This is a genomic window from Paenibacillus sp. CFBP13512 (assembly GCF_005233705.1).
GTDB classification, from domain to species: domain Bacteria; phylum Bacillota; class Bacilli; order Paenibacillales; family Paenibacillaceae; genus Saccharibacillus; species Saccharibacillus nuruki.
Map to the genome: position 1 here is coordinate 46,724 of NZ_QGAD01000015.1, position 16,411 is coordinate 63,134.

At 34.0% G+C, this 16,411-nt stretch carries 19 protein-coding genes; 5 read left to right on the plus strand and 14 right to left on the minus strand.

Annotated elements, in window-relative coordinates; translation table 11 throughout:
* The first annotated feature begins 54 nt into the window (after positions 1 to 54).
* Positions 55 to 555, plus strand: a complete 501-nt coding sequence (locus PaeCFBP13512_RS18535; RefSeq protein ID WP_137225197.1) for a hypothetical protein — start codon at positions 55 to 57, stop codon at positions 553 to 555.
* Here PaeCFBP13512_RS18535 and PaeCFBP13512_RS18540 read toward each other — a convergent pair.
* The 5 genes from PaeCFBP13512_RS18540 to PaeCFBP13512_RS18560 all read right to left on the minus strand — a co-directional run bounded on the left by PaeCFBP13512_RS18540 (position 548) and on the right by PaeCFBP13512_RS18560 (position 6,184).
* Complete coding sequence (locus tag PaeCFBP13512_RS18540; protein WP_137225199.1) at positions 548 to 1,519, minus strand: G5 domain-containing protein; 972 nt, start codon at positions 1,517 to 1,519, stop codon at positions 548 to 550. The two genes, PaeCFBP13512_RS18535 and PaeCFBP13512_RS18540, sit on opposite strands and share 8 nt — an antisense overlap.
* A 151-nt stretch (positions 1,520 to 1,670) precedes the next feature.
* Entirely contained in the window at positions 1,671 to 2,792 is a 1,122-nt protein-coding gene (locus PaeCFBP13512_RS18545; protein ID WP_161594315.1) for an SAVED domain-containing protein, read from the minus strand.
* 21 nt (positions 2,793 to 2,813) lie between these two features.
* Positions 2,814 to 3,323 (minus strand): Mov34/MPN/PAD-1 family protein, encoded by a 510-nt coding sequence (locus tag PaeCFBP13512_RS18550; protein WP_137225203.1) that lies wholly within the window; start codon positions 3,321 to 3,323, stop codon positions 2,814 to 2,816.
* Entirely contained in the window at positions 3,313 to 5,133 is a 1,821-nt protein-coding gene (locus PaeCFBP13512_RS18555) for a ThiF family adenylyltransferase (RefSeq protein WP_137225205.1), read from the minus strand. Before PaeCFBP13512_RS18555 ends, PaeCFBP13512_RS18550 begins: the two co-directional genes overlap by 11 nt.
* A gap of 10 nt (positions 5,134 to 5,143) precedes the next feature.
* Positions 5,144 to 6,184: a nucleotidyltransferase domain-containing protein gene (locus tag PaeCFBP13512_RS18560; RefSeq protein WP_137225207.1), complete on the minus strand. Its 1,041-nt coding sequence runs from the start codon at positions 6,182 to 6,184 to the stop codon at positions 5,144 to 5,146.
* 321 nt (positions 6,185 to 6,505) lie between these two features.
* Here PaeCFBP13512_RS18560 and PaeCFBP13512_RS18565 point away from each other — a divergent pair, with 321 nt between their 5' ends.
* Positions 6,506 to 6,937, plus strand: a complete 432-nt coding sequence (locus tag PaeCFBP13512_RS18565; protein WP_161594316.1) for a hypothetical protein — start codon at positions 6,506 to 6,508, stop codon at positions 6,935 to 6,937.
* A gap of 114 nt (positions 6,938 to 7,051) precedes the next feature.
* Complete coding sequence (locus PaeCFBP13512_RS18570; protein ID WP_137225211.1) at positions 7,052 to 7,801, plus strand: hypothetical protein; 750 nt, start codon at positions 7,052 to 7,054, stop codon at positions 7,799 to 7,801.
* 29 nt (positions 7,802 to 7,830) lie between these two features.
* Here PaeCFBP13512_RS18570 and PaeCFBP13512_RS18575 read toward each other — a convergent pair whose 3' ends face one another.
* The 4 genes from PaeCFBP13512_RS18575 to PaeCFBP13512_RS18580 all read right to left on the minus strand — a co-directional run bounded on the left by PaeCFBP13512_RS18575 (position 7,831) and on the right by PaeCFBP13512_RS18580 (position 9,405).
* Entirely contained in the window at positions 7,831 to 8,091 is a 261-nt protein-coding gene (locus PaeCFBP13512_RS18575; RefSeq protein ID WP_137225213.1) for a transcriptional regulator, read from the minus strand.
* A gap of 198 nt (positions 8,092 to 8,289) precedes the next feature.
* The gene (locus PaeCFBP13512_RS23595) at positions 8,290 to 8,415 is read right to left on the minus strand and encodes a hypothetical protein (RefSeq protein WP_275094498.1); all 126 of its coding nucleotides are present in this window, start codon (positions 8,413 to 8,415) and stop codon (positions 8,290 to 8,292) included.
* 98 nt (positions 8,416 to 8,513) lie between these two features.
* Complete coding sequence (locus PaeCFBP13512_RS23270) at positions 8,514 to 8,669, minus strand: hypothetical protein (RefSeq protein ID WP_161594317.1); 156 nt, start codon at positions 8,667 to 8,669, stop codon at positions 8,514 to 8,516.
* Position 8,670: 1 nt separating this feature from the next.
* Positions 8,671 to 9,405 (minus strand): hypothetical protein, encoded by a 735-nt coding sequence (locus tag PaeCFBP13512_RS18580; RefSeq protein ID WP_137225215.1) that lies wholly within the window; start codon positions 9,403 to 9,405, stop codon positions 8,671 to 8,673.
* A 275-nt stretch (positions 9,406 to 9,680) separates the two neighbouring features.
* Between PaeCFBP13512_RS18580 and PaeCFBP13512_RS18585 the strand changes: the two genes are divergently transcribed.
* Positions 9,681 to 10,052, plus strand: a complete 372-nt coding sequence (locus PaeCFBP13512_RS18585) for a hypothetical protein (RefSeq protein ID WP_137225217.1) — start codon at positions 9,681 to 9,683, stop codon at positions 10,050 to 10,052.
* Between the two features lie 67 nt (positions 10,053 to 10,119).
* The gene (locus PaeCFBP13512_RS18590; RefSeq protein ID WP_137225219.1) at positions 10,120 to 10,404 is read left to right on the plus strand and encodes a hypothetical protein; all 285 of its coding nucleotides are present in this window, start codon (positions 10,120 to 10,122) and stop codon (positions 10,402 to 10,404) included.
* A 31-nt stretch (positions 10,405 to 10,435) separates the two neighbouring features.
* Here PaeCFBP13512_RS18590 and PaeCFBP13512_RS18595 read toward each other — a convergent pair whose 3' ends face one another.
* The 5 genes from PaeCFBP13512_RS18595 to PaeCFBP13512_RS18615 form a co-directional block, all read right to left on the minus strand.
* Positions 10,436 to 10,663: a DNA-binding protein gene (locus tag PaeCFBP13512_RS18595; RefSeq protein WP_137225221.1), complete on the minus strand. Its 228-nt coding sequence runs from the start codon at positions 10,661 to 10,663 to the stop codon at positions 10,436 to 10,438.
* 268 nt (positions 10,664 to 10,931) lie between these two features.
* Positions 10,932 to 11,417 (minus strand): hypothetical protein, encoded by a 486-nt coding sequence (locus PaeCFBP13512_RS18600; protein WP_137225223.1) that lies wholly within the window; start codon positions 11,415 to 11,417, stop codon positions 10,932 to 10,934.
* A gap of 15 nt (positions 11,418 to 11,432) precedes the next feature.
* Positions 11,433 to 11,924 carry a hypothetical protein gene (locus PaeCFBP13512_RS18605; protein WP_137225225.1) on the minus strand — a complete coding sequence of 164 codons (492 nt, stop codon included), beginning with the start codon at positions 11,922 to 11,924 and terminating at the stop codon, positions 11,433 to 11,435.
* A gap of 13 nt (positions 11,925 to 11,937) precedes the next feature.
* Positions 11,938 to 13,782 (minus strand): bifunctional lytic transglycosylase/C40 family peptidase, encoded by a 1,845-nt coding sequence (locus PaeCFBP13512_RS18610; protein ID WP_137225227.1) that lies wholly within the window; start codon positions 13,780 to 13,782, stop codon positions 11,938 to 11,940.
* A 69-nt stretch (positions 13,783 to 13,851) separates the two neighbouring features.
* A complete protein-coding gene (locus PaeCFBP13512_RS18615) occupies positions 13,852 to 16,410 on the minus strand; it encodes a hypothetical protein (protein ID WP_069329936.1) in 2,559 nt (852 codons plus the stop codon).
* Between the last annotated feature and the right edge of the window lies 1 nt (position 16,411).

The following is a 16,411-nucleotide window of genomic DNA, read 5'->3' on the forward strand; positions in this document are numbered from 1 at the left end:
GTTTTCTTAAAACTAATTCGGTATACTATAGAAAACACGACCACTGGAGGTATTATGAATAGACTAACAATAAAAAAAACAGTAATTGATAATCAAGAATTAATTGCTATCAAACGTTATTTCACTAAACTTTCTTCAGAAGCGAACATGCACTTTCAAAGTGTATTTATCGATTTTGAAGGGTATGATGATGTGCTAGAACAAGTTTATGAGGTGAAAGAGATACGGACATGGGTGTCTTCCCTGTTTGATGCTTTTCCATATCTCTTATATTTTATCACTCCTTTATACAATAATGATTTGTTACTTATTGCATGTTTATGTGACACAGAAACTTTCATCGATGCAGAGCATTTAAAAACCAATCAAGAATATGATCAACAACATATAGATATATTCTTAACTGCTCCTAAGATGGCATTAGATTTAAAAATGAAAAGATCCAACTATGAGCATATAAATATGGCTCTGCAACGATTCCAGTATTTATCTAAAGATCGACATGCTACTCCAATCATCATGAACAGATTAGAAAGTAATATCAGTATTATCTAGGATCATTTGGCCCTATCACATAAACCGCTACATTTTCTTTCTTCCCGAAAGATCTGGCAACATTAAGGTCTTCCACATAGACATCAATTTTATTACCTTTGATAGCACTACCGGTATCTTCTGCTTTTCGATATCCAATACCTGTAATGTATACCCACCATCCCATAGGGATAATCGTAGGGTCTACTGCAATAGTTTGACCTTCTTTTACGATAGCACCACTCGCAGTAACTCCGTAACCTTCATCACCTAGCGACTTGCCTGTACTTTCAACTCCTGCTGTATAGGCAGTTAAAGTCGTTGAATCTATTTCATATTGGAACGTGTGATTAAAATCAGCCACCTTTTTTACTGTTAATTGAGGTTTTTCTGCTGCAACAGGTTCAATACTTTGTTGAGGTTGATACACTAAATACTTTCTTTCTTGAACTTTTGGCTTACTACCGATCGCAATCACTTTGGTTCGGTAATTACTTACGATTTGTTTAGAAAGCATTTTCTCTTGAACATTCGTTCCATTTTCTACGGTTACCGATTTAACAATTTTTATTTGCCCGGGCATCCCCTCTTGTACAGTTGACTGTTTACCTATCTCGATATTAGGATCATTGTAATAAACTGTTTTAAACGGAATGCGTTGATATTCTTCAGTGGTTTTTGCAAAGTAGCGAATAATTTGAATTTTCATTTGATCCTCAATCAAATTACCTGTACCAGGAACTACGCGATCGGCAGATGACAATCCAATATGATATTCATCTAAAACTTCTTTTACAGTGTGTGCGTTAGTGCTAAGCGTATAATTATGATTATCAACTATAATCACTACATTTTTACTTAAGCGAACAACAGGCTCTGGTGTTGTATTAGATGTAATCAATACCATTAGCACTAATATACTAATACACACAAATAACAATCCAAAGGTAAGCCACATCCATTTGGGTAAAAATACTCTATTCATTATTGCACCTCTCTGATTATATGCACGCCAAAAAGCACCAGACCCCTAGTAGGAGATCTGGTGCTTCCAGAGCAAACATATTTGATTTGTACACTTAGTATAAATTAAAATAGAGTACGCTTCAATAAACATTTATTAATTAAAAATATTATTAAATAGTTAAAGCATAATGATAACTTGGACTTTCTCGATATTTGTATTCATATACAGCCACTTCTGGCCACATGTTTTTATTGATACTACGACCTAGCTCAATAGCTAAACCAGCGGGTCCAGTATACAGCAGATGAATCAAATCGTATCTTTTTTGAAGATGTAATGCTTCAACTTTATCTTTAAAAATTTTTTGGATTTCTTGAACTTGTTCAGAGTAAAGTAATCTTTTAATATGTGGATTTTCGATAACTATATTAAATTGGTCTTTATCTTTTCCCAATATAACATGAACATCTTCTTCTGTAACGATACCGCTAATAGAGATTGTTACGACTAATTCTTTAGATTTGTTGTCTACAAATGAAAAATTAGGTATGAGTTCTTCTAGTTCAATTGTAGTAGGTGTTTTATTAACCCAATATTCATTTTCTCTATCGTATTGGTAGACAGTTAATGGGACAGTATCTGATAGAAGACTTCCCAAGTGAATTAATAAGGGTATAGGAGAAATAGCATATACTTCAGCCACATCGTATTTTCCTTTATTGATTTTAGCTACAAACTTTTGATATAGCTTTGAATTATCCTCTTTCCCTTTTTCCCAGCCTTCTTTAGAAAAGTCCCTAAACTCTGACTGACTTTCAACCGCTTCAACCATAATATTAGATGAATGTTCCGTCAATGGTAATGTAGTTAACGGAGGACCAAGACGTTTATGCACAATAGCAAGACTTTTTCTTTTTTCATCTGTCCAACTTCTTACCCAAGCTTCATGCTCTTTTTTCATTTCAAAAAGTACATCAGGTGGATAAGAATCTTTTGTATGTGTATCATCAATAAGTTTAGAGTGAGGATAGCACATTAGCATTAGATTTGTGATGTTTTCTAAATCTTCTTCAGAATAACCATATTCTTCTGCAAATTCTCGTCTAGGACCATTATTACTATGTCCAATAATATGAGCAATAATACCAGCATTTGTGAGTTTACCTGTATTATTAGCAACTAACCTTTCTTTACATCCTTTAAATGTACATATTCCTCCACTTACCATCCATAAGTGATAAATTTCAGCGGGCGCAAGACCTCTTCTTTTGGGAGATTTTGATTTTGCCATCTTCATTCCTCCAGTTGTTGGCTAATTTACTATTTCAATAGAATTTCGCTGATAAGATCCTAATTTGATAATTTCTTTAATAGTGGCATCGCCCATGTACACTACTAATTCTTGAGTTCCAACAATAACAAAAAATAATTGTTCTTGCTGCTGTACTGATTTGCAAATTAACTTTCGCCATTCTCTTAAATCAACTGAAGAAGGAACAGGTTGTTTTTCAGGATGCGTATGCCATTCTCCAAGATAAAAGCATCTACCTTGACTAAGTTTCCAATGTCTATTAAAGAATTCTTGATGTCCAACAGATTTTCTGATGAACCGACGTCTAGATTGAATATCTGATGACAATGGTTCTGAAACCTGATCGACAATAATGTGATCTTCCCAGCATAAAATCCTTCCTAGCATAATTCCTCCAGATTCAGGACTCTTATTTAAGTCTTGTGCAAAGGAAAACATTTTTTTCAGTACAGTATCACTTAGCTTAAACTTACGATTATCTGGTAGTAGAAAAACCGCTTTAGTTGTCATTCGTACCACCCACTTCAGCGCAAATTGGACAATTAGGATCTTGATATAGTAGTCGCTTAGACATTAGTTGCTCTTCTGTCATCATATACCTATTACTAACTTGAAATCCTTGATCTATGAAAGAAGCAGGATCGCCTTTCCATGATAACATGGGATTTCCTTCAAGCTGGTTTCTATCTATTTTGTAAATGGTACGCAAAATTCTATTAGCCGTTTCTTCACTATCCAGAAAACTATAAGGAGTAAAATAAGTTCCGCAACCTCCAAGAGATCTTGTAAATGATTGACCTGGTTCCACAAACGAAGATAAATTCCGTATAGGTTCGTCATCAATCGGACGAAATAAACACTGGTAGCATCCTTTTCTTTTTTTGTTTAAAGTAACAAGAACATGACTACCTATTCCAAAAGGTTCTACCCATGAGTAGATGACTGTAGGAGCTTTCTCTAATCGATGCATGTATTTGTTAATCGACATCTCTACATTTGGAACTCCTATACAGACTATTACAAAATTAATAGCTTCCCAATCCAGTTTATTTTCTGTTAAAACGGTACTAATTTTTTTAGAAAAAGTATCCACTTGAGTAGACGGATATCTGGATTGAATTTCTTTTTTTAATGCGTCTACTTTGTATTCAGGGCTAAAGTGTTTATCATCAACAGAAAATAAAGAGTTCATTCCAAGTTCATGTCTATAAACGTTATCCGCATCTAATGAATCATCATCAATCAGAGTTATCTTTTGAAAACCTGCTTTAGCTAATCCAACTGCAACTACACTTCCTATAGCACCTACTCCAACAACGACAGCTGTTTTTTGAGCAAATCCAGAATCGCTACCTGTTCTTTCAAGCAAAAATTCCTTTTGAAGTCGCTTAACATAAAATGGAGTTAAATTAATTTTGGGAGGAGCTTGAATAAATGGATGTAGTCGCACTCTCATCTTACGATTTGTTATCATGCCTTCAGGACAATGTATAGTGACACCAAATAAAGCTGCTTTTTCTGAATTGATAGGTAGGCTTATACACATATGCTCATCTGCATGATTACTTTTTGGTATCCTGCTCAATAATTTTTGAAGGATCATCTGATTAGCTGGATTTATATTATTCATAATAAAGTTTTTGAATGTATTAAGATCCCAAAACTCTGTATTTTTTGGCGGTATAATAAATGATCCTTGTTGAAGTGGTATATATATACATCTTTTCTTTATTAATTCTTTACGATTTTGATGAAAAACCGTTTGTAAATAATGATCAGGATTATAGTTTTTTTCGCAAATAAAGTATGCCATATTATCTTTTTTCATGATGTATACATCAAGTTCTCGGACTGTATCCATTTTTTCATCAATCATTATATAGTTATTTCGAAGAGTACTAGCTCTTGCCCAATATGCTTCAAATTCTGCTAAGAATTCATGATTATTTAACTTCGCTTCTCCAGCCTCCAAAATATTGATGACTTTCTTCAGGCAATCTAATACTACTTGTCCTGGATATCTTTCATCTATAATCAGGTTCTCCTTATGAGTAAAACAAATAAAGCCATTTTCTTCAAGATGAGGGATACCTTGAAATTGGAATTGTGAATCATAAAAATGAGGTAAGGAAGATGGAAAATCATAAGGCAAGCCAACTATAAGAGTTGAGGGGCCTTCTAAAACTTCGATTTGTATTCTAAACGCAGATTTAATATTTCGATATGATGTAAGAGTATTTTCGGAAATAAGAGTTACTTCTTCTATAAGAGATTGTCCATACATTTTAATGTATTGTATAGTTTGTTCTTGAATATCCACTTCAAATCCCTCATTTCTTTGAAGCCGATTCTGTGGAGGGAATCACAGCTGGAGCATTTGCTCTTTTGCCAGGATCTTTAGGGGGTACAGGAAAATCATCGCCAAATTGTTTTCTTAGTATCGTAGCTCCATCTGAAATATCTACTTCAGCTTTAGCATCTAACAAACAATCTCTTAATTTTTCTAGTTTCTCTTTAAACACTTTGATTTGGTTTAAACTCATTTTCTGTAGTAAATTGGGATATGGAGCTACAGGCAATTTGATTTCAACATAAGGATATTCGACCAATTTCCCGTCCTTTTCTTCCCATTTGGTTGTAAATGTTAAAAGGAACACTTCAAGGAGATGAATAAGTGCATCGCCATCGCGATATTTTTTTTCTCCAGAAAATGCATCTATAATCTCTGTTTTCACAGTCATATAATGATAAATCATAGAAGTCAGGGCAATACCTGTAGGTTTACCATAAGCTGAATCTTTAAATTGGAAATCTTTCCATCGTTTCAAATAACGAACAAGTCTTCGAAATTGTTTTCTATCTTGAGGGTCAGTATATTTTTCTCGGATTTTACTAATCAATTCTTTTGGATTGGATTCATCCCAACTATAGTTTTCGGACGAGCTTGCTAATTTGCCTTTTGCAAGATATACCTTACCGTCATCATTTTTGCTTGCATAAATAGTGACATCGATATGATATCCAGCAGTATAGGTAACCGTTACACAAGGTTGCTTCATTATAACACTAGCAGTATGTCCAACAAGTGCGTCATAAACCCATTTTTTAGCTTCAACAGGAGTTTTTACATCATCTTTTGCCATTTCAAAAAATAATCCTAAATCAATATCATAATTTCCGTCTAATGGTTTGATACCCGTTTTCATAGCATAACTGCCCTGATTAAATCTTGTATAAGGTTTAGCAGCTTCTGGCATCTTATCAGTTAATCTTTTAACAATAATATCTCTTTTTTCTCTGAGAATCTCTGATCCATCACTTAATTTTATAGATTCATGAAAACTCTCGAATTGATTTTGGTTATGTGGCATTAAAATCATTCTCCTTCTTCTTCTTAAGTTTTAGCGATTATATTCTAAGTTAATAGTGTTATAATATATTACTCTCTTAACTAATCGTATTTTAATTGCTAATAAAAGTCAAATAAATAAGAACGTATGATCTCTTTTGGTTCGTTGATTGGCTTATTCATGCAAATAAAGAGGACATATAACTTTAACCTAAAGTTTTAAAATTATAATAACGAACTTAACAGCATTTTATGTTAAACTAGCAATAATATAATAATTAATGTGGAAGCACCACATGTCTCTTATTTGGAGATGTGTGGTGCTTTTTTGTGGGGAGGATTTATGGAATTTGGAATTTTACTAATATGCATCGCACTTCTGAACTGTATCACTATTTATTTTTTGAAAAGTACAGATAATATAGATCATATTAGAGATGCTGTAATGTATACCGTTTGTATTTTGCTAATAGCTGTAGGTTTAATAACAGGCATGTGGACATTTTACCTGGGATCTTTTTTGTACTTGGGCCAATCAGTAAAGTCTAACAATATGTTAAAAGTCATTATACTATTTTCAGGATTTCCTATTAGTTACTTTGTAAATAATTCTTTCTATGCTGTATTGGGTATATCTCTTATATTTTGTTATAGCATGACTCGTTTAAGTGAAAGTTTTATAGAACTGATCTATTTCGATCCCAAACCTACAGCAGAATTAAAAAAAGAGGATACGCCAGTTATAAATGATCACAGCGACAAAGAATTAGCTTGATGCCTTATTTATACTCCTTTATAATATAGATAAATGCATAGGAATTGGGAAGCACCCAGAAACCATTACGGTATCTGGGTGCTTTTTTATGCAAAAAATAGGAGGTTTTAGAAGATGTCAGATAAAATGTTAAGAAAGAAGTTAAGCTTGAAGCAGTTATGTATCAGTATTTTTATTCTTTACAGTTTTCTTTTTATAGTTAGTCTTATTATGAAGCCTTTTTGGATATCCACTTTTTTTATATTTTTGATTAGTACTATTATCGCTGCCAGTGGTAAACAAATGTTCCAAACTCATACTAAAAACAAAACTTACTCTGTGTATTATATTATTTTACATCTATATCAAACAAGTAAACGTATTTTTAAATCCTTCATCTCTATTATCCAAAGTTTTAATCTGATTAGGCTCTCTTCAATCATGATCTTTTTATATCTTATGAATCAAGGTGTACTCACTTCGATGTTTGATGGACATTTAAGTATGGAAACAAAACTGTATATGGATTCTATTCTATCCCCATTTGCAGGCGATCTATTCAATTTCTTTGGATTTTCTATAGTGATGTATGCATTTTTTAAACTATCGTTTAGGATCTTGAGAAATACAGACGATATGGATATTATCAAAAAAATCGAAGCTAAAAATATAGATTTAACTTTTAAACATCACACAGGTCAACTAAGATTAGATGTTGATACTTTATTGGATACTTTATATACATCAAAACGTATGGATCTCTACTTTTTAGTAAAAGACAATTATTCATCTTTAAAAGATGTTCAAAAGCATGTGGAAAAAAGTTCTTCGATCGAAGATTTTTTAATTAACTTAGAAGAACAAACAAAAGAACCCCAAGCATAATGCTGGGGTTCTTTTCCTGAAGTAACCTCCTAGCTGTCTCTTTTAAGTCTCACAAGAGTTTCGCGATATTGTGAGTCTAAATCTAAGAAGAACTTTGCAGGAACTTCTAAAACAGATTCAAGCTTTAGAGCCATATCCTCAGTAATTTCATTTTGTTCTACAATAGATACATAGTTAGAGAAATCTATTTTGAAAGCAAATATATCCAAAGATAATTGTTTTTCCTCGCAAAGTTCTTTGATTGTTTCCCAGGGAGCAATAGCTATAGGTGCAAAATATTGATTAGTCATTTTCTCATCTCCTTATTATTATAATAAACGTACCAAACCAATATACCAGCTTGTAATTGAATTATTTTTTCAATACAGTACCTCGATTCTGATAATCCATTTGTTCTTACACAAAGAAAAAACAACATTTATGATTGTAAATGTTGTTTTTTCTTATGTTACTCGTACTGCTCAATAAGAGTCAGCATTTCCTTTACTTTAAACGGGGTGAACATTTGATTCTAAGATTTTTTTCATTTTTGCAATCAGATCATCATCGCTAAAAGAATTATGTTCAGCCAGTTTTTTAGAAGTATAGCTTTTTAAAAACTGTTTTGATGACATAACTTCTCTTTGACCATTGGCTTTTGTAATAACATAATGATTCGATGTAACCTTTGTTCTACCTTTTGACGTTTTAATATAATAACCGGTAATAGATACTATACCATCGTCTTCTTTATACTGTTTTTTGTCATTGTACGAGGTTCACTGAATCGATCAGGAAATTTAGGAAATGTTAGATATCCATCTTCCATACCTTTTTTGAATTTGACAGCTTCTACTTCTTTACCAGTTCGCATATCTACATATTTCATTTTACACTTCTCCTTTTGTAGCAATCATTGATTCTAAGATTTCCCATGTTTCACCATTAAAAAACACTTCAATAAACTGTTCTTCTGGATCTAGCGGAAAGAACGCAAACTTCTGGTCATAAATAGTAGCTGATTGTAAATCATCTGTATAATTATGAACACTGTCATCTAAAGATTGACGGTAATCATTGATATGATTTTCATTTTTAACACCAATAACATATTTGATTAGAGTTTGGTTGGTATTCCAATCAATAATCTTTGTTAGTATATCTGCTGGAATAATGTCTACGATATGCGTATCTTTAAAATAACTATATATTTCGGTTAACTGTGTAAAAATCATTTCTAAAAGCTCTAATTTATCTTCATTTATCCTTAGTAATCTGTAATGAATACTACTTGTACTTTTTTCTCCAGCTACTAGAAATCTTTTGCCTTCGCTAGTGACGATCGCTGCTCCTATTGAGAGATTTGCTTCAATTTCTTTTTGAGTAAACATCGTTTTATAAGCTTCATTTACCATTACATTTTGAATTTGATCAAATGACAAGCGTGTTCCTCCAGGTAGTACAACAGATATTTCTTGATCGTTGTATTCCATTGAAAGATCCATTAAAGTAGAAGCTAATATTTTATAATCATGTTTAATCTCTATCCAATTTCTTTGCTCCATCGTTTGGTAATTATGATGTTCTCCTACTAAAATAAGAATCGTATTTTGTTCTACATTCATTTTAATATCCCCTTTGATTGATTTTAGACGCAAAAAAAAGCATCTGAGAAATGATCAAATCAAATACACTTAAAGTGGATTAAATTGATCACCTGTCAGGTGCTTTTTTTAAAAGTTCTCATCGCGCTTGCAATAGAGTAAGGTTTATAGTTATACATCATATTATATCACAAATATTTTTCGGGTAACATTTTCAAAATAAATCGGGCATTATAAATCAAACCTAATTTGATATTTTATAGTATTATAGAATTATATTACTTGGAGGTAATTAAATGACTACAGTAGATCAAATCCCTTGGAAAATAAATGTCACCTATAATAAAGATCTATCTAGTGATCAGCGCTTCGTTTGGGATGTTATTATTCAAAATTTGGATAAAGAATTAAAGCAATATTTACAAGAAAAAGTAGATGTATATTTTATAGCTACATTTAAAGAAAGTTGGATAAATCGAAAAATCAAATCCGTTCGGGTTTCTAAAACTAATACCCCTTTAGAAGGTGCTGTCCCTTTTAATACTTCTATGAGATTTGCATTCGATAATGAATCAAAAGGTATTTTATTTTCACAAGCTATAGAAATCAGTATAGAAAAGTATATTGTTGCACAAAGTGTAGAGAGACATACTCTGTTAAAGCAATAATACATAATGAGTCAATTATGCTATAGTTGCGTATAAAATTTCAAAGACTGTAATTGGAGTGAATTTTATGGTTATCCCTTGGATAGTAGGCATTTGTATCATTCTTTTAGCTATTTTTTTGTTATTGGCAAAACGTACAAGTGATTCTTTTGATACATTCATGATGCAAGTCATTAAATTTCTTATGATTGGAGCTTTTTCTTCATTTTATATTGTTTCCATACTTCTAATTATCATTTATTTAACAGAACATATGGAAATAAGCATGCCATTTTATTTAATCTCGATTACAATTATTATTGCCGCGATCGCTATTCCTTACAAAGTGTTTGCCAAAAAACGTTCTGCATAAATAAGCCTCTATCTGAATTTCAGGTAGAGGCTTATTTATATTTTGTATTTTCTAAACGAGTTTTTAATTTTAATACATCTGGTTTGAAAAACAACATAGCATTAGATGTTCTTTTAATGGGAATCAATACTTCTTCTTTCACGTAATTACTGATTTCCATCACATTGCATTGTAAAAGATCAGATACTTCGGCAGTAAATAATATGTTCTCACCTACTATATCTCTTGCCACATAGGTTTCATTGCTATTATGGTTCATACTGATCCTCCAATTGATAAAATAAAAGCACCGTTACCTAGAAAATGTCTAGTGAACGGTGCTTCCGTATGTACGATTTAATTGATTCTATTATATCATAATTGCTGTTAGCCAAATAGTTCTTTTTCTGCTAATCAGACTGTATGATGGAATATCCGTAGAGTATGGTAGAACATGTACTTTCTATTGTGAATTTTTCATCTATATAATTTTTATGAATAGAATATAATGAAAGGTACTAATTCCAAACAAATTAGCACCTTTCGGTTTAGATATAGACTAGAATTTTAGGGACGATATATACAAAAAACATTGTCAAAGGAGCAAATAATACGAGTCCTATGCCTTTTCGTCTTCTGGATGGATTCTTAGGGGCCATAAACCTAACAATGACTCCTGCGTAAAACATGAATCCTGTAATAGGAATAGCAACATAGAATAAAGCATTGAAAAGAATCGTGCCTATTGGTGTAGCCGAGTCCACATAATCTTTCACTGTTTTGTGTTTATCCGTCAATTGGAGCGGTTGATCAACTGTATAGTTATGAATGATTGCTGGTAAATAGGCGACTGCAAATGCACCAATTCCAAATATAATAATGAAAATATAGCCTCTTCTTTTTCGGATTGGATTTTTTCCGGATGTTAAAATTAGCACAAACCCTAAAAGGAACAGTAAAACCATAACTGGTATACCAATGACTTGTACTAGCCTTACAACTTGATGAAATCCATTGATTAAATTTATAAACATATTGTTACTCCTTATCTAGAAGCTATCTCCTTCTTCACCAGCTGGCTGATCATCTAAAACCTCTACGGCATTAATTTTCCATTGACCATCTTCTTCAATTAATGCCGTATAGATCCTGATATTCTCGGTACTTGGTATTCCATCGTAACTCATAGTGACTTGGAACTCGCTAATGAACTCAGGATTTTCTTGATCATTTCTGGACTGATAGACTTTAAGTCCTTTCATTGAAGATACCAATTTACCGGTATCTTCAGGAATAGTCAGTCCACTTGGATAGGTAGAAGCATATCCTTGTTTGGTCATGAATGGAGCAATATTTTCATAACGAGATTTTGTTGAGGTATAGTTAAAAAAGGTAGATAAAAACGAATTATTGGTTTCCATTGCTTTCGTATATAGCTCATTTTCATGTGCGCTGTCTTGTGCTTTAGTTAAAAAAATACTCATACCGACTACTACAGCTATCAAAACTATTAAAGCTGTATACATGATTTTCTTTTGCATAAATTCTCCTTTATCAACGACTTACAATGCGTCTATATCCGTATGATTTATACAACTTGTTAAATACTGAAACTTTGGCGATACTAACTCCATGGGAAGAACTAGAATTAATCATTTTATCATTACCAAGATACATTCCTACATGGCTTGCTCCCCGTCTCCATGTTTCCCAAAATACAAGATCGCCTGGTCGAGCATCGGCAGCAGCTACTTTTATTGTTTTGTTATATTGATCTTGTGCACTTCCACTTAAATCGATTCCCATTTGGGCAAACGAATACTCAAGAAGTCCTGAACAATCAAAGCGCTTTTCCGGTGACCTGCCTCCCATTTTGTATGGTATACCCATGTATTGAGACATGATATTTAAGGCTTGTTGTACATCAAAGATTTGTTGACCAGGAACAATCGTTAAAGTTTGATTCGAATCATTATAGTATCTCATTACATGTTCTACGTAATCAACATCACCGTAACGCTTCCATCCCATTATAGCTGCTTGTTGCTTGCTATAAGCTACAGCATTCTCTTTACTATGTCCACCATGCGCTTTAGCATAAGCAATATAACCGCCTCCAAAGTTATAAGACTGTAAAGTTAGCTCGATATCTACTTTTTTGCTACTTGCTTTTGCATTATTAAATACAGAAACAAAATGTTTAACACCCTGCTGAATAGAAAGCTCTGGATCAGTTAATGTGTTTCGTTTCATCCCCAAAGATTCAGACGACTGCATAACATCTAAATATCGTCCACCCGTTTCTTGCATAATTAAAGCTAAGAGCAATTGAGTATATTGACCCATACCATATTGTTCAAGATATTTTCGTACAATTGGTTCATAACGAAGTACAACTTCGGGTACTTTAGCAGTGCCCGGATTCCAATCCGTATTTACTTCGGATGTACCGTCATATAATCCTTTATCCCAATCCGAATCTGCTGCTAGAACAAATTCAAAATATAATTTCATATCTTTTTCATCAACACCTAAATCGATTAAAATAGCCTTGAATTTATCTTTATCAATCGAAAGTAGAGGAACGAATCGATCATCTACTTGAGTATCTTGATATTGTCTGTACGTTTCAATAACACAATCACCTGCGTTTTTCTTTTCCACAAACTCATACTTATCAGTTCTTTTTAACGTTTCTCCGGGATAATAGCGTGTCAAAGGACTAATAGCCATTTCACCGTATTCAAAATACACATCGCTTAGTACATTGTGTTTTTCTCTTTTGGTTTCATTGATATTAACAGTTGTTCTCTGTCCATTTTCGGTGGGACATATTTTTTTAGTTTTAGTCCACTCTTTATCTTCTGTAATACTAGTATACTTAAATGTAGGTTTAAACCGAGATATTAAATCATCTGGATCATAGTCTGAATATTCCACATGATTATCTTGTACCAAAATTTCATATTGAACGAGTGCAGCTGGTATCCCCCAACTTGGTCTAACAGTAGAAACCAATTGATTGATCCAAGATTTATCTGCTTTTACTGCATAGAGATCAGCAACTGTATCTTTCGCTGCTTGAACAAATTCTTGTTGATAATCTCCATCTGCGACCTGTTGTTCTTCGCTTCTAGCGTTTCCACCCAGATACCAGTCTGCTCCTGGAATGGCTGTAAGCGTTGCTAACACGATGATGCAGATCGCAATAATTAAGACACCTTCCCATCCTATTAATGCAAATAGAGCCTTACCAATAGAAATGACTATTTGTTTAAGTAATTTTATAAGTAGTTTTTTTAGATATTTACTGGCTTTACCTACAGCTTTATTTGCCCCTTTTTTTATGGCTCCTCCACCGGGGGCAGAAGATTCTTTACCGACATCATGAGCGCTCAACCTTATTAATCCCCCCTAAATTATTTAGGCTTCTATACAGAAAGCCTAAATAATTCATATTTGAACATACTAGATAATATCTTTTTTCCGTTCTTGGTCGTTATATACACCAGACTGTGCCCAGCCCATTCTTTTACTCGTTTCTTGCGTTTTTCTTGCTACATTCCTAGCTAAATTAGGCGCTTTTACCCCAACCAAATTAGCTACTTTATCGTCTACGCCTGTTTTACCTGGAGCATTGTGATTAAAGTATTCGTCTGGGTTCAAGCGTCGCATATCAAAGCCTGTATCCGAATTGACTTTCAATCCATTTTGATCCATCATATATGCTTCACTTTGTCTTCCTAAGTTGCCTGTTGATCCAGACAATCCAGCTACCTGTCTCTCCACTCGTGGAGTCATCGTATTCGATTGACCTGCATTAGAGTTCGGCATGTTAGGCATAAGTGATTCACGCATGTACGAACCATTTTCTTGGCGTTTCCATTGTTCGTTATTGTCACGAAGCTTATAATCAACTGCTCTTCGTTGGTTAGTTTTCAAGTTAGCATCTCCAGCCCCGAAGCTACCGATACGTTGCCACTGATCACCATTTTGCATTTCGAACCATGAGCGGTCATTAGTTTGATTGAATCTTACATTGCTACCTCGGAATCTTGAATCCTCTGCAAGATCAGATAATGTCATCCCACGTGGACTTTCACCACCGCTTCCAAAATCAAAAGCACGTTGACGACTTACACCGGATAGCATTTGTCCCATTGCTTTACCAGATGTACCAAGTTGACCACCTAAAAGTGATCCGATGGCTGCTCCTGGTGCACCACCCAAAGCCATACCTGCTAATCCACCAATTCCTGCTCCCGTTTGTCCCAATGCTTCTCCCAAATTACCCATCATTTGACGACGTTCTGCAAGATCAGACCAATTACCTTTTAAATTTGCTAAAGAAAATTTACCGCTTGGTTGTCCTGATTCATCTACGCCTCGACCGGCATTTCTTATAACATTAGAGACTCCTTTAGCACCAGATGTTACATTTCTCGTACCTTGTGCAAGACTTGAAACTACCTTTGATCCGATCATCGATCCTGCCATTACTCCCCCAGGGCCAAAAGGAAGACCTACTGTTCCACCTGCAACTGCACCTGCTTTAGCCATTGTTTGTTTAACTCGACTCCAACTTTGACCACCAGAAGCAGCTCGACTTAGAGAAGAACTACCGGCATCATTGGACATACTCACTTGGCTTCCTGAAGGAGTTTCTGTACCACCAGCACCTGAACCTTGACCCCCATGACCTCCAGCACCTTTACCAGCTGCCATGTTATAAGATCCTCTAGATAACATCATCGCTCCACCAATTCCAGCCATACCTAAGCTTGTTGCTGTTCGTCCCATTGCAGAACTAGAATCTCCAAGATTAAGCCATTTGCTGACCATACCTGTAATGGGAACAAACATAATGATCATGCCAAGTTTAAATATCGTTGGTCCCATACCTTGACCCAAGTTCCCTGCCATTTGTACAAATACAAACAAAATAATAGAGTGAATGGAAGGTAGAAAAATGTTTCCACATAATTCTTTGATGTATGTTCCAAAAAAGCTTCTCGTTTTGGTAAACAATAAACTGTACGCTGCAATTGGTGACATTACACATAGAAGAACAATAATGATTTTTCGAGCAATATAGATAAAGTTTAAATAGGCTGATAGCCCCCATTCTGCAAGAAAGACAAAAATATCTCCCATCGCAAATGTGTAACTTCCATCTTTTGTAGCCGAAGCTATAATAGATACACCATCAAGTGATTTACCTAGTCCTTTTAATGTCTCTGAGATACTTTGGATAATTCCCCAATTGATAGCTGTAAGCATATGAAAAAACATCCAAAAGCAACCCATAAACATTGCGGAAGCGAAATACATATTAATATCTTTCCAAAAATCTGCTTTGGCTTGAGGACTATAAGCCTTCATACCAAACCGTAACGATCCAAGCATGATCGCAAGCATCAGTATCGTTGCGTACACTCCTGAGAACAAACCAATCAACGGATGAATGAAAGAGTCTAACTCACTCTGATAAAAAATCCCGTCTATTAAAGCATTGGTGTCTTTTTCTTGGAATCCCCATGTTTTATAGGGATTCCCAAAGACTAAATTCTGTATACTATTGATTCCAGGAATGTTGAACAAGTTATTAGCTTGTCCAATAATAAATCCATCCATCAATGAAGCGTCTTCTTCAGCTTTTTTTAGACTTTCCTTTGTTTTAGCACCTATTAATGCTCCTGAAGCATCACCATTGGAAGATAAGTCTCCAGTCGACAAACCAGTGGATTCATCATCTTCAGCTGTAGTTTTATCATCATCCCCATCAGCCGCAGTCGATTTATCTGTCGTCTTTTTTGTAGCATCTGTTTTATCGGTTGTAGTTGTTTCTGTTTTTTTAGTAGTCGATTTATCAGAAGTTGATTTTGTAGTATCTGTTTTACCTGTTGTAGCAGTATCTGCTTTTTTAGTAGTAACAGTCGGTAAAATTTCAGAAGCTGATACATAGCTATTCCCAATAGTAAGACTACACAGAAACAGAATTAAAAAGAATAACGATTTAACCTTCATG